Genomic DNA, 23,417 nt, shown 5'->3' with positions numbered 1-23,417 from the left:
GCCGAAACTGTAGCCAATACCCCATTGGCCGCCTGCGACACGTCATATCCAGGCGTGATCCGCGCCACACCTTCCCGATCAGGAAAGATGCGAGATGTCGTTCACCAACCGCACCGACGCGTTGCCGTCCGGGTAGAACTCGACGATCGAGAGCGACGCCAGGTCCAGATGCAGGCGGAACAGCAGCGACGGCCCGGCGTCCAGGCCCATCCGCAGCAGCGCCTTGATCGGCGTGACATGGCTGACCAGCACGAGCGTCCGGCCGCCGTACTTCGCGATCAGTTCGTCGCGGGCCTTGCGGACCCGCCGGTGGACGCCGTCGAAGCTTTCGCCGCCCGGCGCCGCGATCGAGGTGTCGGAAAGCCAGCTGGTCTGGAATTCGGGGTCGCGCTCCATCGCCTCGGTAAAGGTGAGGCCTTCCCATTCGCCGAAATCGGTCTCGATCAGCCCCGGATGAGTCTCGGCCCGGCCGCCGAGCGCGTCCGCGATCGCCTGCGCGGTCTGCTGGGTGCGGATCAGCGGCGAGGCGATGATCGGCGCTGCCTCGCCGTCGACGACCAGGCCCTCCATCGCGCCGAGGCGTTTCGCGGCGGCGGCCGCCTGCTGCTTGCCGTGCTCGGTGAGCGGCACGTCGCCGCGGCCGGAGTACCGCTTCTCGACCGACATCGCCGTCTGGCCGTGCCGCACGAGGAGCAGCTTGGTCGGCGTCCCGGTCGCGCCGGTCCAGCCGACCGGACTGACCCTGTCCTGCTTCACGGTCTTCTTCGGCGCTTCCGGTTGCTTCCCGGCGTCCATCGCTTCGTTCGCGAGCCCGTCCGCGTAAGAGTTCTCCGCACGCGGGATCCACTCGTACCGCACGCGTGAGAACCGCGCCGCCAGCTCTTTGGCCTCGGCGTTCAGCGGCTGCATCGACGGGTGCTTGACCTTCCAGCGCCCGGACATCTGCTCCACCACGAGCTTCGAGTCCATCCGGACGTCCACTGTGGACGCTCCGAGTTCGGCGGCCGCGGCGAGCCCGGCGATCAGGCCGCCGTACTCGGCGACGTTGTTCGTCGCGATGCCGACGTAGGCCTTGCGCTCGGCGAGCACCTCGCCGGTGGCCGCGTCCTTGACGACCGCGCCGTATCCGGCGGGACCGGGGTTGCCCCGCGAACCGCCATCGGCCTCGACGAGCACGTGGTCGGTCACAGGCCGGACTCCAGCGTGCGCACCAGGATGGCGCCGCAGTTCTCGCACTGGATGACGTTGTCCTCGGGGGCCGCCTTGATCTCGGCGATCTCGCGGCGGTCGATGTCGAGCTGGCAGGCGCCGCAGCGGCGGGCCCGCAGGAGTGCCGCGCCGATGCCCTTGTGCGCACGGACCCGCTCGTAGAGCTTCAGCAGGTCTTCCGGGAAACGCGGCAGGAGCTTGGCGCGGTCTTCGTCGCGGCGTGCCTTCGTGGTGTCGAGGTCGGTGAACTGCTCGTCGCGGCGACGTGCGGCTTCGGCGACCTCGCCCTCGGCCTTCGCGACCTCGGCGCTGGTGCGCTGGGCGTCGAGTTCGAGCGCCTCGCGGCGCTCCATCAGTTCGAGCAGGTCGTCCTCGAGGGCGGACTGACGCCGGTTGAGGCTGTTCAGCTCGTGCTCGATGTCGGTCATCTGCTTCGCCGCGACGGAACCGGATTCGAGGAGCTTGCGGTCGCGGTCACCGCGGGCGCGCACCGACTCGATCTCCTTCTCCTGGCGCGCGATCTCGCGGTCGAGGTCGGACGCAGCGGTCTGGACCGAGACCAGCGCGTCACGTCGTTCGCGCACCGTCTTCTCGCCCGCGTCGATCTCGGCGATCTCCGGCAGGGTGCGGCGGCGGTGGGCGGTACGCGAGAGTTCCGCGTCCACCTTCGCGAGTTCGAGCAGCTGGCGCTGGACGGCGGGGTCGGCCTTCACGGTGCTCCTTGGATTGTCAGTGCTCGGTTCGGGTGGCCCGTAGCGTCCACGGGTCGGTGCACCTCGTGGAGACGTGAAGGTCGACGTTACCCGCAAACGCGGTGCGGACGACGGCCGAGGCTTGCTCGCACCACGGCCATTCGCTCGCCCAGTGCGTGACGCCGACCAGGGCGGGGACTTCGGTGATCTCGGCGAGATGCTCGCCGGCGGGATGATGCCGGAGATCGGCGGTGACGTACGCGTCGACACCGGCGGCGGTGGCCCGCTTGAGATAGCTGTCGCCGGAACCGCCCGAGACGGCGACCCGGCGGATCGGGCGGTCGGGATCGCCCGCGCCGTAGACGCCGGGCTCCGTGCGCGGCAAGGCGTTCGCGACGCGTTCGACGAAGACGGAGAACGGTTCGGGCTCGGGCAGCTCGCCGATGCGGCCGATCCCGGTGACGCCGTCCTCGCGCGGATCGAGCGGGCCGAGGACGGTCAGGCCGATGGCGCCGGCGAGCGCGTCGGAGACGCCGGGCGACGCGGAATCGGCGTTGGTGTGCGCGCAGTAGAGGGCGACACCGGCACGGATGAGGCGATGCACGAGGCGGCCCTTGGTGCTGTCGGCCGGGACGCCGTGGACGCCGCGCAACAGCAGTGGGTGGTGGGCGACGATCAGCTGCGCGCCGCCGTCGATCGCCTCGTCGACGGTCTCGTCGACCGGGTCGACACAGAACAGGACCTTGTCCACGGACTCGGCCGGGTCACCGCAGACGAGTCCGACGGCGTCCCACGATTCGGCGAGTTCGGGCGGGTACGCCTGCTCCAAGGCGGCGATGACTTCGGCTAACGCGGGCACCCGGGGATTTTCGCATGTAGCGTTTCCGGGCATGCGACTTCGGGTGCTCTGTGCCGCTTCGCTGCTTCTCGTGGTGCTACCCGCGCCGGCATTGGCGTCTCCGGGACTCTGGCAACTGACCGACCTGGCCGCGCGGCGCGTGCAGATCGCCGACAAGGTCGCGGCCGCGAAGTTCGGCACGCCGTCACCGATCGACGATCCGGTGCGCGAACAGCAGATCCTCGACTCGGTGGCCGCGAAGGCGCCCGGCCTCGGTCTCGACGCGGCCGGTGTGGTGCGGTTCTTCCGCGACCAGATCGAGGCGAACAAGCTCGTGCAGCGCGGCCTGTACGCACGGTGGACCGAGCAGCCCGGCACGCGGCCGCCCGGACGGCCCGATCTGGCGACCGAGGTGCGGCCGGTGATCGACCGGCTGAACACAGGCCTGCTCTCCGAACTCGCGGAGACGCGGGACGCACGGGCGCGGCGGTCGTGCGACGCGCGGCTCGTGGTCGCGGTGCGGCTGACCGACACGCGGCGCGGGCTGGACCGGCTGCACTCGGTCGCGCTCGGGGAGTCCGTGCGGTCTGCCTGCTCGCGGCGCTGACCTGCGAAAAGGGAGCAAGGGACCTTTGCTACCGCCTGCCCGCGCCGCGTGTCGCGAAAGCCACTTTCGCAACCTCCCGGCATGCCTCACCCGGGCCGCTGACCTGCGGAAAGAGAGCAAGGGACCTTTGCTACCGCCCCCACCTCAGTCCAGCGCCTTCGCGTCCTTGCTGATCGCCCAGCGGCCGGCCGCGCGCACCACGCGGCCCGTCCACAGCATCGCCCGGTAGGCCTTCGTCGCCTGATCGGGCACGTCGGGCCGGACGACCTCGTACGGCGCGACGGAAGCGCTCGACCGGAGGTGCAACGGCATCCTGGTCATCGCCTCTTTCGGCGATCTCGCCTGGACGAAGTGGTGCTCCGACAGGACCCGCCCGACCTCGTAGGGGTGCGGAAGCTTGACGGTGATGCGATACCAGCGGAGCCCGGTTGCCGGGGACTCGACGCTGGGTGTTGGTGCGCTCATACGCGACCTTCCTGCGTGTTTCTCTCCAGGAGGTCTACTCCCGCTTCGTCCCGGCTTTCCACCTTCGCGCGCCCGGTAGCCGTTCGGAGCCGGTGAGCGGTCGATCTCCGGCGGCCATCACACTGATCAGGTGCTGCACATCGTCTTCGTCTGCTCCGGCAACATCTGCCGCTCCCCGATGGCCGAACTCGTCTTCCGCGCGAAGGCCGAGGAAGCGGGGCTCGATCACCTCGTCCAGGTCTCCAGCGCCGGAACCGGCGGCTGGCACGTGGGCGAGGCCGCCGACAAGCGGGCCCGCGCGAAGCTGGCCGAACACGGTTACCCGACCGGCCACGTCGCGGCCGAGGTCGACCGCGGACACCTGGCCGCCGACCTGCTGCTCGCGGCGGACGAGGGTCACCTGTCGTTCCTCCGGCGCAAGGTGTCGGCCCCGGCGAAGGTCCGTCTGCTGCGCGAGTTCGACCCGTCCGCGCCCGAGGGCGCCGAGGTCCCGGACCCGTACTACGGCGAGGAAGACGGTTTCGAGGACGTCCTCGGCATGATCGAGCGGGCCGTTCCCGGCCTGCTCGACTGGGTGCGCGCACACGCCTGAGGCCGACCGCTTACCGTGGTGGGGTGCGGTTGAAGTTCCTGCTGAAGCCCGGGTGGCTGGCGTTGACGTTGGTGGTGTTCACCTTCGCCATCACTTGCTTCACCTTGCTGGCGCCATGGCAGTTCTCCCGCGACACCGAGCGCGAGCACCAGAACGCGGCGCTGCGGGAGTCGTTCTCCGGGCAGCCGCGGTCGCTAGAGCAGCTGCTTCCCCACGGCGCCGCCCCTGATCAGCGCACCGAATGGCACCTGGTCGCGATGAAGGGAACGTACCTGCCCGAGGGCGAGGTCGTGGCCCGTCTGCGCTCCGTACAGGGCGAAGCGGCCTTCGAGGTCCTGACGCCGTTCCGGACCGTCGAGGGCACGGTCGTGCTGGTGGACCGCGGATACGTCCGGCTCGACGACAAGTCGCGCGCACTCCCCTTCGCCCCGCCTCCCACGGGAACGGTCGACATCGTCACGCGGGCCCGTCACGACGAGAAGGACGGGAAGAACCGCGACGCCTTCGCCGACGAGTCGACCGGCGGGAAACTGCAGAGCTACGTCGTCGATTCCCAGGTCGTCGCGCGGGCCGCGAAGCTGGACATCCGTCCGGGCTACTTCCAGCTCGACGTGAACCAGCCCGGCGTCCTGGGCGCGCTGCCGCTGCCGCAGACCGACGCCGGCCCCTTCTTCTCCTACGCGCTCCAGTGGATCGCGTTCGGAGCGATGGCGTTGATGGGCTGGCTGTACTTCACCGTCCGCGAGCTGAAGCCGGGCGGCGCGCTGGCCACGGACCGGCCGCAGCGGCGCAAGAGTGTCGCGGAGATGCTGGCCGAGGACGAACGCTCCGAAGTGGCCACCTGATCTGATGCGAAAATGGCCCTTTTATAGGTCCATTATGCGTGATCCCCTTCGATCATGCTGATTCACCCGTGGGACGCCGCCCACGACGACGCCGAATGGCAGGCCTGGCTCTCCGCGCACGACTTCGGCCAGCTGATCGCCGGGGGCGCGGGCCGTGACCTGCCGATCGTCAACCCGGTGCACTTCGTCTACGACGGCGACCGAACGGTCCTGCTGCACCTCGCGCGCCCCAACCCGGTCTGGCCGTTGCTGGAGGAACACCCGCGCGCACTGCTGTCGGTGATCGACGATCACACCTACATCCGCTCCGAATGGAACACCCCGGCCGACCCGCCGCACGGGGTTCCGACGTCGTACTACGCGTCCGTCCAGCTCGAATGCGACGTCCGGCTGATCGACGACGCCGCGGAGAAGGCCGCGCTTCTGGACCGGCAGCTCGCGCACTTCGAGCCCGGTTCGGACCGGTTGGGGGTGAGCGCCACCGAGGCGCCGGACAAGCGGGTTCTTCCCGGCATCCGGGGCGTCGAACTGACTGTCACCGGGGTGCGGGCGAAGTTCAAGTTCGGCGGGAACAAGCAGCCCGCCGACCGGGCACGGATCGACGCGGAACTCGCGCGACGTGACGGTCCGATGGACGCACGGGCGCGGGCGCAGCTGGCGCGGCGGGAGCGGTAGCAAAGGTCCCTTGCTCTCCTCGGGCGATCACTGTGGGATTTCTGGTCACCCAACGCACCAAAATCTCTACGGTCACTACGCGGAGTAAGGGGTGTGTGGGAATAGGGACACTCAACGTCTCTATTTCCACACACCTCCACGCGGCAGCAAAGGTCCCCTGCTCTCTTTTCGCAGGTCAGAGCGCCAGGCGGTAGCAAAGGTCCCTTGCTCCCCCGCGGCGCGACGAAGCCAGACCGGATCACGGTGACTGTGTGGATTTTGGGACGTCAGATGTCCCAAAATCCACACAGTCACCCGCGGCAGCAAAGGTCCCCTGCTCTCTTTTCGCAGGTCAGAGCGGCAAGCGGTAGCAAAGGTCCCTTGCTCCCCGGGCGCCGAAACCGCGGGTCAGCGCCGTCGTCGCCGAAGCCCGACGAGACCCGCCAGCACCACCGAACTGATCGCGCCCAGCCAGCCGACCACCCGCGAGAGTTCCACGGCGCGCGTCACGTGCCCGGCGTCCGGGTTCCGGCCGATGCCGAGCACCGGCAGTTCCTCGACCCCGTGCGGATACACCGTCCGCCCGCCGACCCGGATCTCCAGCGCCCCGGCGAACGCGGCCTCGACGCGGCCGGCGTGCGGGCTCGGGTGCGCGGTGGTGTCCCGCCGCCACGCCCGCCACGCGCCGCCCGCCGAGCCGCCGACGACCGGGGCCGCGAGGACGGTCAGCCCGGCGGCGACCCGGGTGGGCACGAGATGGACGACCTCGTCCAGCCGGGCGACGAGCCACCGGTACCGCTCGGGACGCCCGCGCCCGATGCCGCGCAGCAGGCTGATCACGCGCGAGCCGAGCAGGCCGGGGACACCGGCCAGCGCTCCCCACACCAGCGGCGCGATGACGACGTCGGCGGTGTTCTCGGCGAGCGTCTCCACCGATGCGCGCGAGAGGCCGATGACACCGAGGTCGTCGGTGACCCGGGGGTCCAGTGTGGACAGTGTGCCGCGCGCGGTTTCGAGTTCGCCTTCTTCGAGGTCCCGGGCCAGCGACGTGCCGTGCGCGGCCAGGCCGGCGGCGCCGAGAACGCCCCAGGTGGTCACCGCGGTCGTGGTCGCCTGCAGGACGGGACTGCGCCGTCCGGCGCGTTCGGCGAGCACGCCCGCCAGCACGGCGGAGGCCGCCAGGCCACCGGTCCACAGGATTCCGGCCACCGGATGCTTCGACCGCACCTTCGTGTCCACCGCCGAAGCCGCCCTGGCGAACGCCGTCACCGGACGCCGTGACCGAGGGTCCCCGATCACCCCGTCCGCGGCCACCCCCAACACCAAGCCGATCGCGCGCGCCGCGCTCACCATCGCCCCCTGCATGCAGTATCCCTCGAAGACCTGCAGAGATTACTCGAAGATCATCCACCCAGAAGGACGGCCATCTCGTCACGCGCCTGGATGACGATGTCCCGCATCGCGCGTTCGGCCCGGTCGGCGTCACCGGCGTCGACCGCCGCCGCGACCTCGACATGCAGGGCGACGGCCTCGGGTTGCGGCTCCTCCGGCATCAGGCCGTGCCCGGTGCGCCCGGCGAGCACCGCGGCGACGACGGCCGAAAGCTGCGCGAACATCGGATTCCGCGACGCGGACAGCAGCAGATCATGGAAGGCGACGTCGTGGCCCAGGAAGGTTTCGAGGTCCCGCTGGTGCGCCGTCTCCTCGAGCCTCTTCGCCAAGGCCCTGAGGCGGCCGCCTTCTTCCGGTGTCGCCCGCAGCGCGGCGTACCGGGCGGCGCACGGTTCGACGCCGGAGCGCAGTTCGGTGAGGGTCCTCAGCGCGGTCTTCCGCTCGGATCCGTCGAGTTGCCAGCGAAGCAGTCTCGGGTCGTAATGGTTCCAGTCACGAGGCTCGCGCACGATCGCCCCGACCCGGCGCTTGCTGCTGGTCAGGCACATCGTTTCGAGCACACGCACCACCTCGCGCGCCACCGTGCGGGACGCGCCGAACCGCTCCTGGAGCTCCTCCGAGCGCAGGACGGAGCCCGGCGGAAGCTCCCCGTTGGCGATCGCGGAGCCGAGCGCGTCGAGCACTTCGGCATGCCTGTCGTTGCCCACCAGGCGACTGTAACGTTCTGACTCGATTAAGTAGTACTTGATGTTGATTAAGTAGTACTTTTGAGCTGTACTCGTCCCGGCTACAACGACGTGGGAGGTACGGATGACCGTCATCGTGGTGATGGGCGTTTCCGGCTCGGGCAAGACGACCGTGGGCACGGCACTCGCCGAACGCCTCGGCGTCGACTACGCCGAAGCGGACACGTTCCATCCGAAGGCGAACATCGACAAGATGAGCTCCGGCCACCCGCTGAACGACGAAGACCGGCGACCCTGGCTCGAAGCCATCGCCGCCTGGATCCGGGACCACCAGTCCTCCGGCGGCGTCGTGACATCCTCCGCGCTCAAATACCGCTACCGCGACATCCTGCGCGGCGGCGGCGGCGACGTCTGGTTCCTGCACCTGCACGGCGACCGCGACCTGCTCGCCGACCGGATGAAGACCCGCTCCGGTCATTTCATGCCGGTGTCCCTTCTGGACTCCCAGCTCGCCGACCTCGAACCGCTGCAGCCGGACGAATTCGGCCTCGTCGCCGACATCGCGAAGAAGCCGGAAGAGATCGTCGACACCGCCCTTTCCGCTTTCAAGGACCGCCGATGACCACCACTCTCGCCGCCGCCTGGACCGGACACGACACCCGTCTCATCGGCGCGACGGTGCTCGCCATCGCCGTGATCGTCGTCCTGATCACCAAGGCGAAGCAGCATCCGTTCCTGGCCCTGATCCTCGGCTCCGGCGTGCTCGGGCTCGTCGGGGGCATGCCGGTGGACAAGCTGATCAAGAGCTTCAGTTCCGGCGTCGGTTCCACCGTCGCCTCGGTCGGCGTGCTGATCGCGCTCGGCGCGATGCTCGGCAAGCTGCTCGCCGACTCCGGCGGCGCGGATCAGATCGTCGACACCATCCTGCGCCGCTCGGGCGACCGCGCGCTGCCGTGGGCGATGGCACTGGTCGCCGCGCTGATCGGGCTGCCGATGTTCTTCGAGATCGGCCTGGTCATGCTGATCCCGGTGATCCTGCTGGTCGCCAAGCGCACCGGGAAACCGCTGCTGATGCTGGGAATCCCCGCGCTCGCCGGGCTTTCGGTGCTGCACGGTCTCGTCCCGCCGCACCCCGGACCGCTCGCCGCCGCGGGCGCGCTGAACGCCAACGTCGGCCTCACCCTGGCCTTCGGCCTGCTCGTCGCGATCCCGACGGTGATCATCGCCGGGCCGCTGTTCGGCAAGCTGGCCGCGAAGATGGTCCCGGACGCGGTCGCGCCGGAACGCCTCATCCCGGAATCGTCCTCTTCGGACGGCCGGCGGCCCGGCTTCCTCGCGACGCTGTCCACCGTGCTGCTGCCCGTCGTGCTGATGATGGGCAAGGCGCTCGCGGACATCCTGCTGGAGAAGGAGAACCACGTCCGCCGCGTGCTCGACTTCATCGGCGACCCGCTGGTGGCGCTGCTCGCCGCGGTCCTGCTCGGCATGCTGACCCTTGGCAAGTCCGCGGGTTTCACGCGGGACAAGCTGTCGTCCACGGTGGCGGATTCGCTGCCGCCCATCGCCGGCATCCTGCTCATCGTCGGGGCGGGCGGCGGGTTCAAGCAGACCCTCGTCGACGCCGGTGTCGGCAACGTCATCACCAGCCTCGCCACCGGCGCGAACCTGTCGCCGCTGCTGCTCGGCTGGCTGGTCGCGGTCGCGATCCGGCTCGCCACCGGCTCCGCGACGGTCGCGACCGTGTCCGCCGCCGGCATCGTCGCCCCGCTCGCCGCGACCATGGACCCGTCGCACAGCGCGCTGCTGGTGCTCGCGATCGGCGCCGGTTCACTGTTCTTCTCCCACGTGAACGACGCCGGGTTCTGGCTGGTCAAGGAGTACTTCGGGCTTTCGGTCGGGCAGACGCTGAAGAGCTGGTCGATCATGGAGACGGTCATCTCGGTGGTCGCGATCGCGCTGATCCTGCCGCTGGGCGCCCTCCTGTAGCCGAAGTACATGAAGGCCCCATCCTTGCGCTAGACGCAAGGATGGGGCCTTCATGTACTTCCGGGATGTTCCGGTTGACACGTGACCTTTTGGTCACCTATCCTTTCGATGTGCCCGACGACGACCTGGTTTTCAAGGCCCTGGCGGATCCGACCCGCCGGTTCCTGCTCGACCAGTTGTTCACGCGTGACGGCCGCACGCTGACCGATCTCGAGTCCGAAGTGGACATGAGCCGGTTCGGCGTGATGAAGCATTTGAAACTGCTGGAAGAAGCCGGACTTGTCGTCACGCGCAAGGAGGGCCGGGAGAAGAAGCACTTCCTCAACCCGGTACCGATCCGGCAGATCCACGACCGGTGGATCGACAAGTTCACCGAGCGCAACGTGACCGCGTTGCTCGACCTCAAAGCCGAACTCGAAGCCCCCGATCTCGAAAACGAGGAACCGTCATGACCGAAACCACCATCGCCGCCACCCAGGTCTACCGGGTCTACATCAAGGCCACCCCGGAGAAGATCTGGGACGCGATCACGAAGCCCGAATGGTCGCGGAAGTACGGCTACACCGGCCTCGTCGACTTCGACCTGCGGCCGGGCGGCAAGCACGTCACCCACCCCACGCCGGAATACGTCGAGGCGGGGTTCACGAACAACCTGGTCGACGGCGAGGTCCTCGAGGTCGATCCACCTCGCAAACTGGTCATCACCTGGAAGCTGCTGATGGACCCGTCCTTCGACAAGGAGCCGTACACCAAGCTCACCTACGAGATCGAAGAGACGAAGACCGCGGGCACCCGGCTGACCGTCACCCACGACGTCACCGGCGCGCCCACGACGGCCGCGCTGATCAACGGCTCCCAGGAGGACATCAACGCCGGACCGGGGGAGAACGCCGGTGGCGGCTGGCCGTGGATCCTGTCGGACCTCAAGACGCTGCTGGAGACGGACGAGCCGCTCGTCCCCACCGCTTCCTGACCCACGCACCGACACGAAAGGTCCTGCGTTCTCGTGAGTGGTAAGGACGGTTAGAACCGTCCTTACCACTCACGAGCTTTGACCCGTCAGACCCGCTTCGTGGCGGCCTTCAGCGCGGCTTTGGCGGTATCGGACGCACCGATGGTGTCCAGCGCGAACAACGCCGCGCCGACCACCGGGGCCACGTCGACCACCTGGATCGAGGCCTGCGGCGCCACCTTCAGGCACCGCCGCTCGATCTCCGCGATCACCTGCGCGCCGACCCCGGTCAGCACTCCCCCGCCGAGGATGACTTCAGGTGCTTGCTCGGTGAGCTCCAGCCGCCGCAGGATGACCGAGACCAGCAGGGCGACCTCTTCGACGAACCGGTCGACCACGTCCTGCGCCACCTCGTCGCCGCCCGCCGCGACGGCGAACAGCAGCGGGCAGAGGGTGTGGATCGAATCGGAGTGCAGCTCCCCGAAGTGCAGGCGCTCCACCACTTCCAGCACCGAAGACGTCTTGAAGTGCGCGGTGACCGCGGCTTTCAAAGCCGTACCGGGGCCCCTGCCGTCCTCGGCGCGGACGGCCCACCACAGCACCTCCTCGCCGAGCCGGTAGCCGCCGCCCCAGTCGCCGGAGATCTTGCCCAGCGCGGGAAACCGGTGCTCACGTCCGTCGGCGCTGACGCCGGCGCCGTTGATCCCGGCGCCGCACACCACCGCCACCCCTGTCCCGTCGGAACTCCCCGCGCGCAGCAGCGCGAGCGTGTCGTTGCCGACGATCAGCGTGTCGCTCCAGCCGCGCGCCGCCAGCGCGGCGTGCAGGATCGCTTCCTCCTGCGGGAAATCCAGCCCCGCGAGATAGGCGGACGTATGTGTCGCGAAAGGACGTTCGCCGGGAAGCCCTGCCCCGCGAAGGGCTTCCAGGACCAGCTTCTCCAGCGCCTGGACGCTGCCGTCGACCCCGATGTTCTGCGGGGACGCGCCAGGCCCTCGCGACTGTCCGAGCACCCGTCCGTCCCGGGAGACGATCAGGACGTCGGTCTTGCTGTTGCCGCCGTCGATCGCGACGACGACGTCCTGTGAGCCGGCCGTCATGCCCCCGCCCACGGCAGGAACTCACGGTTGGTCCGCACCAGCGTGTCGGCGAGCTGATCCGCCTTGGTGTACTGGCCGACCAGCGGATGCGCGAGCAGCGCGTCGGCCACCCGATCGCGGCCGCCCTTGATCGCCGCCTCCAGCGCGAGGTGCTCGTACGCGGTCACCCCGGCGATGAGCCCGGCGAACCGCTGCTCGACCGGCGGCTGCGGGATCGGACGCGGCCCATTACCGTCCACAAGGGACGGTACCTCGATGACGGCGTCGTCCGGCAGGAAGTCGAAAGTGCCTTCGTTGCGGACGTTGACGACGTGCTCCTCCGCCGGGCCACCCGAGGTGAGCGCGTGCACGAGCTGCACCGCGGCCTCGGAATAGTAGGCACCGCCCCGCTTTTCCAGCTGCTCCGGTTTGGTCACCACCTCCGGGTCGAGGTAGACCTTCAGCAGTTCCTCCTCGACATCGCTGACGACGTCCGCGCGCGGCCGCTCGGTGCGCTGCTTCGTGACCTGCTCGTCGTGCCCGTAGTAGTACTTCAGGTAGTACGACGGCACGACGTTCATCCGCCGCATCCACTCGACCGGCGCGGTCACGTGCTCGCCGAGGAATTCCGCGTGTTCCGCGAGCAATTCGGGCAGCCGGTCCTCGCCGTTGACGAGCACCTTCCGTTCCCAGCTCAGGTGGTTCAGTCCGGTGTGGACGAGTTTGACGTCGTCGACGCCGGCACCGAGCAGATGCGCGAACGTGCGCTGGAGGTGGATCGCGACGTTGCACAGCCCGACGGCACGGTGGCCCTCGTTCAGCAGCGCCCGGGTGACGATGCCGACCGGGTTGGTGAAGTTGACGATCCAGGTGTCGTCCCCGGCGATCTTCCTTACCCTGTCGGCGATGTCGAGCACCACCGGAACGGTGCGCAGCGCCTTCGCGAGGCCGCCCGCGCCCGTGGTCTCCTGTCCGACACAGCCACAGGCGTGCGGGAACGTCTCGTCCCCGCGCCGCGCGCGCTGCCCACCGACCCGCAGCTGGATCAGCACCGCCGACGCCCCGTCGACGCCCTCTTCGAGACTCGACGTGGTGCGCACCCGCGCCGGATGCCCGGCGTGGCTCAGCAAGCGGTTGCTGAAGTCCCCGACCGCCTCCACCCGGTACGCGTCCGGATCGATCAGCACGATCTCGTCGACGTCCAAAGTGGACCGCCGTCCGGCGATCCCGTCGATCAGCTCGGGCGTGTACGTGGACCCACCACCGACGACTGCCAGTTTCATCCCTTGACCCCTGTGAATGTGATGCCCTTGACGAAGGACTTCTGCGCGAACACGAACAACACGATCACCGGCAGCATGATCAGCGCGGTGGCCGCCATGGTGAGGTTCCATTCCACGTGGTGCATGCCGCGGAACGACGCGATCGCCAGCGAAAGCGGCCAGCTGTCCCGGGTCTCACCCGTGTAGAGCAGCGGACCGAAATAGTCGTTCCAGGTGAACAGGAAGCAGAACATCGCGGTGGCCGCGATCCCCGGCTTCGCCATCGGGATCAGCACCTTGACCATCGCCTTGAATTCGTTGCAGCCGTCGATCTTCGCCGCTTCGAGGTAGTCCTTCGGAATGGTGAGGAAGAACTGCCTCAGCAGGAAGATCGAGAACGCGTCGAAGAAGAAGTACGGCGCGATCAACGGGATCAGTGTCCCGGTGAACCCGAGCCGCACCCACAGGTCGTACAACGGCACGACGGTGACCTGCGGGGGCAGCATCATCGCGGCGACGGTCAGCATGAAGAACAGGTTCTGCCCGCGGAACTTCAGCTTCGAAAGCGCGTACGCGGCCGGGATCGCCGAGACGAGCGCACCGACGGTGGCCAGCGTCGAATACAGCATGCTGTTGCCGAAGTACCGCAGCAGCGGCGCCTTTTCGAAGACCTCGACGAAGTTCTCGAAATGCCATTCCGTCGGCCAGAAGTTCGACGAAAGCGCCTGGTCGCTGGACATCACCGCGGTGAGGAACACGAACAGGATGGGCAGCATGAAGATCACGCCCATCGCGATGCCCACGCTGTGCGTCGCGATCCAGTAGAGCTTCTTGTCCCATTGGCGCCGCATCCGCACCTTCGGCGGTTCGGAAGCCGGGGCGGTGGGCCGCCGTTCGGCGAGTGTCGTCATGCCCCCTCCTCCTGATGCTGGGACTTACGAAGCTGCCGCACGAGAATCCAGGTGAACCCGGCCGAGACGATGAACAGCAGGACCGCCATCGCCGCCGCGTAACCCATGTTGAAGTACCGGAACCCCTGGACGTACAGCCAAACCGGATAGGTCAGCGTCGAGTTCTGTGGTGCGCCGATGAACTTCGTGTTGCCCGCGACGTCGGCCGCGCCCGCCGCGGCCGATCCCGCGACGATCGCCTGCGTGAAGAACTGCAACGCGAAGATGATCGAGTTGACGATGCCGAACAGCAGCACCGGCGAGATCGACGGCAGCGTGACATGCCAGAACCGGCGGATCGGCCCGGCGCCGTCGAGTTCGGCGGCCTCGTACTGCTCCTGCGGCACATCGAGCAACGCCGCCAGGATGATGATCATCAGCTCGCCCGAACCCCACATCACCAGCAGGGTCAGCGCCGGCTTCGACATCGCCGGGTCGTTGAACCACAGCCCGCCGTCGATGCCGACGAAGTCCAGGAACGCGTTGACCGGGCCGTATTCCGGGTTGAACAGGAACACGAAGGCCAAGGTCGCCGCGGCGGGCGGGGCCAGCGAAGGCAGGTAGCACAGCGTCCGGACCAGGCCGACACCCGACTTCAGGCGGGAGATGACCGAGGCCACGCCGAGCGCGAACACCACGCGGCAGACGGTCAGGACGATCACCAGCCACAACGTGTTGTACGCGGCGGTGCCGACCAGCGGCTCGCTGGTGAACATCCGGACGTAGTTGTCGAAGCCGATGAACTCCGGCGCGTTGATCAGGTCGTACCGGGTGAACGAGTAGTACACCGTGGCGATCAGCGGGTAGCCGAAGAAGATCAGGAAACCGAGCATCGCCGGGGCGATGAAGTAGAAGACGGTGCGACGGCGGCGCGCCGTGTTCCCCTTCCGCGTCCGGGTGGACGCGGAAGGGGAGGCGACCGCCCTGGAATCCAGGGTCGAAGTCATGCGATCAGCCGCCGGCGCGCTTCTGGGCCAGCTCGTCGTTGATCTGAGCGTCGACCTGCTTCAGACCCGCGACCATGTCCGGGACGTTGCCCGCCTGCCACTTCTCGGCGAAGTCGTTGACCGCCTTGAGGTGCGCGTCGCCGATCGGGGTCGACGGGTTCGGCGTCAGCTTGCCGCCGTTGTACAGGTCGAGGAACGTCTTGAACTCCGGCGTGACCTCGAGCTTCGGGTCGGTCAGCGCGGCCTTGGTGCTCGGGACGTTCTTCAGGCCGTTCGACAGCTCGACCAGCGTCGACGTGTCGAGGGTGACCTGCTTGATCAGTTCCCAGGCCGCACCGGGGTTCTTGGCGCCCTTGGGGATCGCGATGATCGTGCCCGTGGTGAACGCGCCGCCGTAGCGGTCGGGCTTGCTGTCGAGCACCGGCGGGGCCGCCGTGCCGAACTTGAGCTGCGGCGCCTGGTCCTTGATGAACGCGGTGCGGTACTCGCCGTCGATCATCATCGCGAGCTTGCCGCGCTGGAAACCGTGGTCCGCCGAGTACTCCTCACCGAGACCGGCCTTGAACTGCTCGACCTTGGCGTGGCCGCCGTAGAAGTCCACCAGTTGCTTCTGGAAGTCGAACATCGCCTTCCACTCGGGGCTGTCGGCGAGGTGCGACTGGCCGTCGGGGCCGAGGTAGGTGGCGCCGAAGTTCGGGGCCCAGTACTGCGCCATGTTGGCGTAGAACGGCATCGACGGCAGGAAGCCGGCGACCTTGATGGAGCCGTCCGCGTTGAACTCGGTCAGCTTCTTGGTGGCCTCGAACAGTTCCGAGGTCGTCTTCGGCGGCGACGTGACGCCCTTCGCCGCGAACATGTCCTTGTTGTAGTAGAAGCCGTAGACGTCGGCGAGCAACGGCATGGCGCAGCGCTTGCCCTGGTATTCGGTGTAGCTGCGGACCGCGTCCGGGATCTGGGTCAGGTCGATCTTGTCGCGGTCGATGTAGGGCTTGAGATCCTGGAAGCTGCCCGTCGAGCACCACGCGCCGAGATTGTCGGTGAAGAACGAGATCGCCACGTCCGGCGGGTTGCCACCGCGGATGGACTGGGTGATCTTGTCGTCGTCCTGCTGGCCCTCGTGCTTGATCTCGATGTTCGGGAACTTCGCCTTGAGCTTGTTGAGCCCGGCGGTGACCACGTTGTATTCGCGGTCGGTGAACTTGCTGTAGACGGTCAGCGTGAGCTTCGCGTCCGCGGCGGGGGCGGCCGCCGCGTCGCCCGCCCCACCGCTCGGGCCGCTTGCGGCGCCCGAACAAGCGGACACCAGTGCGGCGACGGTGACCGCGCCGAGCACTATCGAGCCGCGCCGACGGCGGCCACTTCTCCGAACCTGGGTCGTGGAACTCATGACCCTCCTCCTAGTTGGTTGGGGCGGGAGACGGTGGTTCTGTTCGTGAATCCGGGATCGCCACGATCGGATTTGGCTCTCCCGCCCCGGACCGCCCGGGCCCGAGGAGCGAAGGGGTGTTGACGCCGAAGACGTCCCGTCGGACGGTGGCGAGCGCCGATTGGAGCGCGCCCGCGCGGACCGCGTTGCCCTGCACCGAAGCGACCCCGACGGGGGTGCGGGGCAGGACCAGTTCGTGCAGCCTTCGCGCGACCAGTGCGGCGAATTCGTCGCCACCGGCCCGGCTGGTGTCGCCGGAAAGCAGCACGAGTTCGGGGTCGACGACCGCGATCAGGCCTGCCGCTCCGCCCGCGACACGGCGGGCGAGGTCGTCGAGGAAGGCTTCGTTGTGGCTTTCCCGAGCCTTGGCGACGGCGTCCGCGCCGGTTTCGGCCACGATGCCGTGTGCGGTGGCCAGCTCGACGACGGCCGGAGAGGCGACGAGATCACCGAAACGATCTCCCGCACGAGGCTTCTCCCTCGGCGTGGCAACGGAAACCGGATCGGGAACGCGCATCCAGTCGATCTCGCCGCCACCGCCGGTCGCGCCGCGCAACAGTCTGCGGCCGACCACCACCGCGCCGCCGACGCCGTCGCTGAGCCAGATCATCACGAAGTCGTCGAGCCCGACGGCCTGGCCGACGGTCATCTCGACGATCGCGACGAGGTTGACGTCGTTCTCGATGGTGACCTCGACGCCGAGCTCGCGGCTGAGCCTGCGCGGCACGTCGAAACCGAGCCAGCCGGGGATGTGGGGCGCCGAGGAGAGCAAGCCGGTGCGGGGATCGAAGGCACCTTGGGCGCCGATGACGACGTGGCGGAGATCGGTGGCGGCGAGACCGGCGCTGTTCGCGACGTGGGTGAGCGCCGCGCCGAACGTGCCGACGACGTCCGCGCCCTCGTGGACCGGCAGCGGGACCTGGTACTCGGCGAGCACCGCGCCTGAGACGTCGGCGACCACGAAGTCGGCCTGCCGCGGAGTCAGGTCCACCGCCGCGACGTAGGCGACACCACCGTTGACCTGCCAAAGCTGCGCCCTCGGGCCGCGGCCCCCGCCGCGGACGCCCGCCTTGGTGACGACGTCGTCCTGTTCGAGCCGAGTGAGCAGCTGCGCCGTCGCGGGCTTCGACAGGCCGATGGCGACCTCGAGCTCGGAGCGCGTCAGAGGACCGTCCCTGAGGAGGACCTCGATGGCCGCGCGATCGTTGATCTCGCGCAGCATTCGCGGACTGCCGGCTCGCACTTGGCTCGCTCCCGACTTCGTTAGGAAACTTTACAGACGGTTTCCGGGGACTGTAGTGAGCCGAGCCACAGCCGTCAACGGCGCGGGGAAACGGGGAGGTAACGCTTGGCGTGTTCCGCACAGTGGGTACGCGTACCGACGCGGAGGGTGTTCGCGCGGCGGACTTGCCTGGTAAGTAACGACAAAGGGCCGCTCAGGAGGTTCAAAGCCTCCCGAGCGGCCCTTCGGCGACGCGGTGGTGGATCAGAAGTTGGGCTGCACGTACAGATCCCACTCCCAGGGAAGCGAGGTGGGGTAGCACATCCACCCGTCCCAGTCCCCGGCGATCTGGCCATGGTGGCCGGTGATCCCGCAGTCCTCTTTGCTGTACGTACCGAAATACTCGTAGTCCGAGGCCTGCGCCGCTCCCGCGGTCACGGCGCTGATCGAGGCGAAGGCCGCGACAGCGGCTCCGGCGACGGCAAGCCGCCGCAAGGTGTTCTTCATGTTTTCCCCAGTGTCCTAACTCGATGGTCCTGAAACGGACAGCAAGAGAATAGCGGACACGTCACCGCCTTGAGGGCGAATCACCAACCTTCGCCGGGGCTCGACGTCTGCCCCTGCGGCCTGCGAACCGGCGGCGGTCGCCTTGCGGCCTCATGAGGTGTTGCGAAAGCGGCTTTCGCAACACCGCGCCCACGGCGAAGGTGACTTCGGTCCTCCCGAAATCGTCAGGAGGTAACGCTTGCCGTGTTTCGCACAGTGAGTGTACGTACCGGCACGGAGGGTGGCCGATACGAAGTTCTTGACCAGTCATTCTTGAATGACTATTCTCAAACCCATGGCCCGACCACGCCAGTTCGATGAGACGACAGCGATCGAAGCCGCGGCGGCGGTCTTCCGGCAGCGGGGATACAACGCGACTTCGGTCGATCACCTCGTCGAGGCGACGGGTGTCCACCGGGGAAGCCTCTACGGCGCGTTCGGCAGCAAGCACGGCTTGTTCGCCCGTGTGCTGGAACACGTCGCCGCGGACCGCGACGAGCAGCTCGACATCCTGCTGGTCGCGCTGCTCGAACTGGCACCCACCGACCAGCGGCTGCGCGTCCGGGCGCGGGCCGTCATCCAGAACCTCGGGGCGACCCCCGACCAGCTGGGACGACGGCTGCTGGCCCGCGCCCGCGTCCAGGACTTCGACGACGAAGGAAAAAAGGCATGAGCAACAACCGTGTCACCATCAGCGGAGACCGGCTCGTGGTCGAACCCGTGGGGATCGACAAGGTCTGGTCATTCACCCGGCGGCTCGAATTCCCGCTCGCCCACGTACGCGGCGCGACACACGACCCAGGGATGCGCGACGAGCCGAAGGGCTGGCGCGGACCGGGTCTCCGGATCCCCGGCAAGCTCGCCGGCACCTTTCACGCCGACGGCGACCGGCAGTTCTGGAACGTCTCCGGGTTCGACCGCACGGTCGTCATCACCCTCGACGAGGCCGAGGACTTCAACCGCCTCGTGCTCACGGTCGACGATCCCGCCGAGACCGTCACCGCGGTCAACAACGCGATCGCGGTCGCCTGACCGACCTGCCTGAGTACAGCAAGGTGTGAAGGTCGAGTTTCCTCGGCTGAGCCGAGGGAAGGGGGCCTTCACGCGCAGCCGTTGTGACTGCTGGTGCGAGTGGGGCGAACGCGGCGACCCACCGCGCGACCAGATCTGCGGTTCATACCTACATAGGCAGTTCCGCATGGAGGCAGGAGCGATAGGGCTCAGTGTCCCCAATGTGACATTGGGGACAGTCCGTGGGATCAACCGCAACCGGATTCCAAGGAGCTACCTACACACGCTGGCTCACCGCGGCCCGGCACCCAGCGGTAGCAAGGTCCCTTGCTACCCGCCAGACGTCAGACCCCGGCCCAGGCCGCCAGCATCACGCGCGCGATCGACGAGTTCCCCGGCAGCACCAGCTGCCGCGTACCGCCGGCGATCGGCGTCGGCACGGCGCCCGCGTTCCGCAGCTGACTGTTCGCGAAAGCGGCCCGCACCTCCTCGCGCGAAACCCAGAACGCCTCTTCGATCTCGCCCTCCGCGGGCACGATCGTCGAAGAGATGTCGGCCCTGGCGGTGAAACCGAGCATGATCGACCGCGGGAACGGCCACGGCTGGCTGCCGAGATAGCGCACATCGCGCACCTCGACGCCGACCTCTTCGCGGATCTCCCGCTCGACACACCCTTCGAGCGACTCCCCCGCCTCGACGAAACCGGCGAGGATCGAGTACCGGTCCGGCGGCCAGATCGGCTGCCGCGCCAGCAGGACGTGCTCGCCGTTGACGCCGGCGTCGTCGTGCACGAGGCAGATCACCGCCGGGTCGGTGCGCGGGTACTCCTCACTGCCGCAGCCGGTGCACTTGCTCGCCCAGCCCAGCTGGATCAGCTCGGTCGGGCTGCCGCAGCGCGTGCAGAACTTCGCCTGCCGCCGCCACGCCTGCAGCGCCTGCGCGGTGGTGAACAGCCCGGCCGACGTGTCGTCGAGCAGGTCACCGTAGCCGCGCAGGTCGACCCAGATCTCGCCGTCGCGGCGCTGGACTTGTTCCACGACGCCCCAGCTGCCCGCCATTTCGACGGTCTCGGTCTCCCCGGCGGGGCGGCCGGGCATCGACCAGTAGTCGGTGCCCTGCCACTCCCCCAGGAAGACCGCGTCCGCGGGCGGCTCGGTGCCGAAGTCCTGCGACTTGCGGGTCGCGAGCACGCCGGAACCCTCCACCACCGGGGTGCGCGCGTGCTCGTCGAGCAACACGATCCTGGCGTTCGACCAGCGCTCGGCGAGCCTGTCCGGGTTGGTGCGCAAGGATTCCTGACGGTCCGCCGTGGAGCGCGAAAGCGTCGGGAGCGCCCCCAACCCGAACGGTGTCTCCATCAGGCGGGCTCCCCGATGGCCACGTCGCCCAGCGCCGTCAGCTTCGGCGCGAGGACATCGGCGTCGCCGACGACGACACCGGTGAACCGCTTGGGCGCGAAGAACTTCAGCGCCGCGTTCGCCACTTCTTCGGCGGTGACCGCGGCGAGGCGCTCCGGATGCCCGGCGAGCCATTCGACGCCCAGCCCCGTCGCGGCGAGCGCGGACAGCTGCGCGGCCAGGCCTCCTTGCGACGACGCCGCCGTGACCAGCGAGCCGATCGCGTACTGCCGCACCGACTCGACCTCGTCGGCGGTCGGCGGCACGAGACCGAGCCTGGCCAGCTCGTACCGCGTCTCCATGAGCGCGGCCGCGGTCGCGTCGGTCGCGGTGTCCGCGTCGACGTTCACCACGGCGGTCTGGTCGGTGAACTCGAATCCGGAGTGCGCGCTGTAGGTGTAACCCTTGTCCTCACGGATGTTCTCGACCAGCCGCGACGAGAAGTACCCGCCGTACACGAGGTTCGCCAGCTGCAGCGCCGGGTACCGCGGGTCCGTGCGCGACACGCTCTGCGCGGACAGCCGGATCTGCGACTGCACGGCACCGGCGCGCGGCACCAGCAGGACGTTGCCGCCGGCGAGTTCGGGCAGCGCGGGCAGGCGGACGGCGGAGCGGTCCGAAGCCCAGCCGCCGAACGCCTTCTCCAGGTCGCCGATGACGGTCTCCGGGTCGATGTCGCCGACGATCACCAGCACGGATCCCCGCGGCAGCACCGAAGCCCGGTGCAGCGCGCGAACCTGTTCCGGCGTCACGACGGCCACGTCTTCGGCCTGCGGGACCTCGCGCACCGCGGGGTGGTCACCGTAACGGTGCTTCTGCAGCGCCTCGCGGGCGATCGTCCTCGGCTGGGTGCGGGAGACGGCGATCCGCTCGATGAGCCGCTCGCGTTCCCGCTCGACCTCGGCGTCCGCGTACGAGGCGCCGGTGAGCGCGTCGGCGAGGACGTCGAGCATCGTCGGCAGGCCGTCGGCCAGCGAGGTACCGGTGATGACCAGGCGCTCCGGGTCGACGCCGGACGCGAGGTCACCGCCGATCAGCGCCAGATCCGCGTCGATCTCGATGCGGTCGCGGCGGGCGGTGCCGGTCAGCAGGGTTTCGGCCAGCACCTCGGCGGTGGCCGGGTGCAACTTGTCGTCACCGGCGAACGGGATCCAGACGCGCAGCTCGACCAGCGGCACGGTGGGCTTGCGGACGGCGAGCACCCGCAACCCGTTGCTCAGCGTGGCGTCCACATGGGACAGATCGGCGACGGCGCGCTGTGTCCCCAGCGGCGGGACCGGACGAGGCCCGGTGGCCGTGCGGCCGATCTCCTCGGCGGTGCGGTGCGGTGCGCTCACTGCTCGGTACCTTCCTGGTCTGAAGATCCACTGCCGGGGCGGATGACGAGGACGGCGCGCGAGTCCGGCCGCAGTGCCTTCGCCGCCGCCGAAACGGCTTCCGCGGTGACCGCCGACATCTTCTCGGCGAGCCGGTACACCAGCGACGCGTCGCCGTACAGGAGCTCGAACGAGCCGAGGGCCAGCGTGCGGGACACCAGCTTGTCGTGCTCGGAGTGCAGGCTCGCGGCCCAGCGCGCGGTGACCTTCTTCAGTTCGTGGTCCTCCGGCGGCGTGGCCGCCAGCTTCTCCAGCTCCTCGTCCAGCGCGGCGAGGACCTGATCGGTGTTCACCTCGTGCGGGTGGATCGCGGTGATGGTGAACGTGTCCGGGTCGCGGGCCTCGAACGGCCCGAACAGCCCGGCACCCGCGCCGATGTCGACGACCAGCGGCTCGCGGTGCACCAGGCGCTGCTGCAGGCGGGAGCCGTCGCCGTCGGTCAGCACGCCGGCGAGCACGAGGTTCGCCAGGTAGCCGTCGAGGTCGTTGATCGGATCCGGCATGCGGTAGCCGACGCCGACCGCGGGCAGCGGGGCGTGCGGGTCCACGTGCTCGCCGCGCAGCTCGCCCTCGGGGGCGGGCTCGGCGAACGACGGACGCTCCGGCGCGGGCCGGTGCGGCACGTCGCCGAAGTGCTTCTCGATCAGCTCGCGGGCCTCCTCGACGGCGAAGTCACCGGCGACGGTCAGCACCGCGTTGGCGGGCGAGTAGTAGGTGTCGAAGAAGGCCGCGCAGTCGTCGAGGGTGGCCTGTTCGAGATCCTCGAAACCGCCGTAACCGTTGTGCGCGTTGGGGAACGTGGAGTACAGCACCGGCGGGAGCAGGATCCACGGGAACCCGCCGTACGGCCGGTTCAGCACGTTGAGGCGGATCTCCTCCTTGACCACGTCGATCTGGTTGGCCAGGTTCTCCCGCGTCAGCTTCGGCGCCCGCATCCTGTCCGCTTCGAGGAACAGGGCGCGCTCGAGAGCCGCGGCGGGGAGGACCTCGAAGTAGTCCGTGTAGTCCGGATGGGTGGAGCCGTTGAAGCTGCCACCACTCGACTGGACGTACCGGAAGTGCGCGAGCTTCTCCAGGCTCTCGCTCCCCTGGAACATCAAATGCTCGAAGAGGTGCGCGAAACCGGTGCGCCCTTCGGGCTCGGAACGGAAGCCCACGTCGTAGTGGACGCTGACACCCACCACCGGAGCGGTCGCGTCGGGCGCGAGCACCACGCGCAGACCGTTGTCGAGGGTGAATCGGACAAGCTCGGGATCGGCCATGCGCACCACCCTACGGGCTAC

General features: G+C 68.7%; 26 protein-coding genes. 10 read left to right on the top strand and 16 right to left on the bottom strand.

The features are described 5' to 3' along the window. Positions 1–78: 78 nt before the first annotated feature. The 3 genes from AC0685_RS29305 to AC0685_RS29295 are packed head-to-tail and all read right to left on the bottom strand — an operon-like array spanning position 79 to position 2,760. Positions 79–1,188: a bifunctional RNase H/acid phosphatase gene (locus tag AC0685_RS29305; protein WP_478228457.1), complete on the bottom strand. Its 1,110-nt coding sequence runs from the start codon at positions 1,186–1,188 to the stop codon at positions 79–81. Next, positions 1,185–1,922 (bottom strand): zinc ribbon domain-containing protein, encoded by a 738-nt coding sequence (locus tag AC0685_RS29300; protein WP_478228456.1) that lies wholly within the window; start codon positions 1,920–1,922, stop codon positions 1,185–1,187. Before AC0685_RS29300 ends, AC0685_RS29305 begins: the two co-directional genes overlap by 4 nt. Positions 1,923–1,938: 16 nt before the next feature. Next, complete coding sequence (locus AC0685_RS29295; protein ID WP_478228455.1) at positions 1,939–2,760, bottom strand: Nif3-like dinuclear metal center hexameric protein; 822 nt, start codon at positions 2,758–2,760, stop codon at positions 1,939–1,941. Between the two features lie 31 nt (positions 2,761–2,791). Here AC0685_RS29295 and AC0685_RS29290 point away from each other — a divergent pair, with 31 nt between their 5' ends. Then, entirely contained in the window at positions 2,792–3,346 is a 555-nt protein-coding gene (locus AC0685_RS29290) for a chorismate mutase (protein WP_478228454.1), read from the top strand. A gap of 144 nt (positions 3,347–3,490) precedes the next feature. Here the strand turns inward: AC0685_RS29290 and AC0685_RS29285 are convergent, their stop codons facing one another. Continuing rightward, positions 3,491–3,811: a hypothetical protein gene (locus tag AC0685_RS29285; protein ID WP_478228453.1), complete on the bottom strand. Its 321-nt coding sequence runs from the start codon at positions 3,809–3,811 to the stop codon at positions 3,491–3,493. A 130-nt stretch (positions 3,812–3,941) separates the two neighbouring features. On the opposite strand from AC0685_RS29285, the gene AC0685_RS29280 reads away from it, so the two are divergent. Genes AC0685_RS29280 through AC0685_RS29270 form a run of 3 tightly spaced genes read left to right on the top strand, consistent with a single transcriptional unit; the run spans position 3,942 to position 5,923 of the window. Then, positions 3,942–4,403 (top strand): low molecular weight protein-tyrosine-phosphatase, encoded by a 462-nt coding sequence (locus AC0685_RS29280; RefSeq protein ID WP_478228452.1) that lies wholly within the window; start codon positions 3,942–3,944, stop codon positions 4,401–4,403. A gap of 23 nt (positions 4,404–4,426) precedes the next feature. Beyond that, complete coding sequence (locus AC0685_RS29275; RefSeq protein ID WP_478228451.1) at positions 4,427–5,248, top strand: SURF1 family cytochrome oxidase biogenesis protein; 822 nt, start codon at positions 4,427–4,429, stop codon at positions 5,246–5,248. 54 nt (positions 5,249–5,302) lie between these two features. Further along, positions 5,303–5,923, top strand: a complete 621-nt coding sequence (locus AC0685_RS29270) for an FMN-binding negative transcriptional regulator (RefSeq protein WP_478228450.1) — start codon at positions 5,303–5,305, stop codon at positions 5,921–5,923. 387 nt (positions 5,924–6,310) lie between these two features. On the opposite strand, the gene AC0685_RS29265 is transcribed toward AC0685_RS29270, so the two are convergent. Both AC0685_RS29265 and AC0685_RS29260 read right to left on the bottom strand, forming a co-directional pair. Then, positions 6,311–7,267 carry a cobalamin biosynthesis protein CobD/CbiB gene (locus tag AC0685_RS29265; protein ID WP_478228449.1) on the bottom strand — a complete coding sequence of 319 codons (957 nt, stop codon included), beginning with the start codon at positions 7,265–7,267 and terminating at the stop codon, positions 6,311–6,313. Between the two features lie 38 nt (positions 7,268–7,305). Further along, positions 7,306–8,001, bottom strand: coding sequence for a FadR/GntR family transcriptional regulator (locus tag AC0685_RS29260; RefSeq protein ID WP_478228448.1), 696 nt, complete (start codon positions 7,999–8,001; stop codon positions 7,306–7,308). A gap of 103 nt (positions 8,002–8,104) precedes the next feature. On the opposite strand from AC0685_RS29260, the gene AC0685_RS29255 reads away from it, so the two are divergent. The 4 genes from AC0685_RS29255 (at position 8,105) to AC0685_RS29240 (ending at position 10,939) form a co-directional block, all read left to right on the top strand. Next, positions 8,105–8,602, top strand: coding sequence for a gluconokinase (locus AC0685_RS29255; protein WP_478228447.1), 498 nt, complete (start codon positions 8,105–8,107; stop codon positions 8,600–8,602). Further along, the gene (locus AC0685_RS29250) at positions 8,599–9,966 is read left to right on the top strand and encodes a GntT/GntP/DsdX family permease (RefSeq protein ID WP_478228446.1); all 1,368 of its coding nucleotides are present in this window, start codon (positions 8,599–8,601) and stop codon (positions 9,964–9,966) included. The genes AC0685_RS29255 and AC0685_RS29250 overlap by 4 nt, the downstream gene beginning before the upstream one ends. 110 nt (positions 9,967–10,076) lie before the next feature. Further along, complete coding sequence (locus tag AC0685_RS29245) at positions 10,077–10,418, top strand: ArsR/SmtB family transcription factor (RefSeq protein ID WP_478228445.1); 342 nt, start codon at positions 10,077–10,079, stop codon at positions 10,416–10,418. Then, on the top strand, positions 10,415–10,939 hold the full coding sequence (locus tag AC0685_RS29240; protein ID WP_478228444.1) for an SRPBCC family protein: 525 nt from the start codon (positions 10,415–10,417) through the stop codon (positions 10,937–10,939). The genes AC0685_RS29245 and AC0685_RS29240 overlap by 4 nt, the downstream gene beginning before the upstream one ends. Before the next feature lie 86 nt (positions 10,940–11,025). On the opposite strand, the gene AC0685_RS29235 is transcribed toward AC0685_RS29240, so the two are convergent. From AC0685_RS29235 to AC0685_RS29205, 7 genes are all read right to left on the bottom strand, one after another. Continuing rightward, positions 11,026–12,030: an N-acetylglucosamine kinase gene (locus AC0685_RS29235; RefSeq protein ID WP_478228443.1), complete on the bottom strand. Its 1,005-nt coding sequence runs from the start codon at positions 12,028–12,030 to the stop codon at positions 11,026–11,028. After that, the gene (locus AC0685_RS29230; protein WP_340684376.1) at positions 12,015–13,280 is read right to left on the bottom strand and encodes a 6-phospho-beta-glucosidase; all 1,266 of its coding nucleotides are present in this window, start codon (positions 13,278–13,280) and stop codon (positions 12,015–12,017) included. Before AC0685_RS29230 ends, AC0685_RS29235 begins: the two co-directional genes overlap by 16 nt. Further along, positions 13,277–14,170, bottom strand: a complete 894-nt coding sequence (locus tag AC0685_RS29225) for a carbohydrate ABC transporter permease (protein WP_478228442.1) — start codon at positions 14,168–14,170, stop codon at positions 13,277–13,279. Before AC0685_RS29225 ends, AC0685_RS29230 begins: the two co-directional genes overlap by 4 nt. Further along, a complete protein-coding gene (locus AC0685_RS29220; RefSeq protein ID WP_478228441.1) occupies positions 14,167–15,156 on the bottom strand; it encodes a carbohydrate ABC transporter permease in 990 nt (329 codons plus the stop codon). Before AC0685_RS29220 ends, AC0685_RS29225 begins: the two co-directional genes overlap by 4 nt. 4 nt (positions 15,157–15,160) lie before the next feature. Continuing rightward, the gene (locus tag AC0685_RS29215) at positions 15,161–16,543 is read right to left on the bottom strand and encodes an extracellular solute-binding protein (protein ID WP_478228440.1); all 1,383 of its coding nucleotides are present in this window, start codon (positions 16,541–16,543) and stop codon (positions 15,161–15,163) included. Positions 16,544–16,553: 10 nt separating this feature from the next. After that, positions 16,554–17,804 (bottom strand): ROK family transcriptional regulator, encoded by a 1,251-nt coding sequence (locus tag AC0685_RS29210; RefSeq protein WP_478228470.1) that lies wholly within the window; start codon positions 17,802–17,804, stop codon positions 16,554–16,556. A gap of 264 nt (positions 17,805–18,068) precedes the next feature. Continuing rightward, a complete protein-coding gene (locus tag AC0685_RS29205) occupies positions 18,069–18,311 on the bottom strand; it encodes a hypothetical protein (RefSeq protein ID WP_478228439.1) in 243 nt (80 codons plus the stop codon). 334 nt (positions 18,312–18,645) lie between these two features. Here AC0685_RS29205 and AC0685_RS29200 point away from each other — a divergent pair, with 334 nt between their 5' ends. Further along, positions 18,646–19,023 (top strand): TetR/AcrR family transcriptional regulator, encoded by a 378-nt coding sequence (locus AC0685_RS29200; RefSeq protein ID WP_478228438.1) that lies wholly within the window; start codon positions 18,646–18,648, stop codon positions 19,021–19,023. Next, a complete protein-coding gene (locus AC0685_RS29195; RefSeq protein WP_395882795.1) occupies positions 19,020–19,382 on the top strand; it encodes a hypothetical protein in 363 nt (120 codons plus the stop codon). The genes AC0685_RS29200 and AC0685_RS29195 overlap by 4 nt, the downstream gene beginning before the upstream one ends. Positions 19,383–19,705: 323 nt before the next feature. On the opposite strand, the gene nudC is transcribed toward AC0685_RS29195, so the two are convergent. The 3 genes from nudC to AC0685_RS29180 are packed head-to-tail and all read right to left on the bottom strand — an operon-like array spanning position 19,706 to position 23,396. Continuing rightward, entirely contained in the window at positions 19,706–20,719 is a 1,014-nt protein-coding gene (nudC, locus tag AC0685_RS29190) for an NAD(+) diphosphatase (protein ID WP_478228437.1), read from the bottom strand. After that, positions 20,719–22,095, bottom strand: a complete 1,377-nt coding sequence (locus tag AC0685_RS29185; RefSeq protein WP_478228436.1) for a M16 family metallopeptidase — start codon at positions 22,093–22,095, stop codon at positions 20,719–20,721. Before AC0685_RS29185 ends, nudC begins: the two co-directional genes overlap by 1 nt. Further along, positions 22,092–23,396, bottom strand: coding sequence for a M16 family metallopeptidase (locus AC0685_RS29180; RefSeq protein ID WP_478228435.1), 1,305 nt, complete (start codon positions 23,394–23,396; stop codon positions 22,092–22,094). Before AC0685_RS29180 ends, AC0685_RS29185 begins: the two co-directional genes overlap by 4 nt. Positions 23,397–23,417 lie beyond the last annotated feature (21 nt).

The organism is Amycolatopsis sp. NPDC043889, from assembly GCF_056435645.1.
The sequence above is the reverse complement of the archived record's forward strand: the minus strand, read 5'-3'. Positions and strand labels throughout refer to the sequence as shown.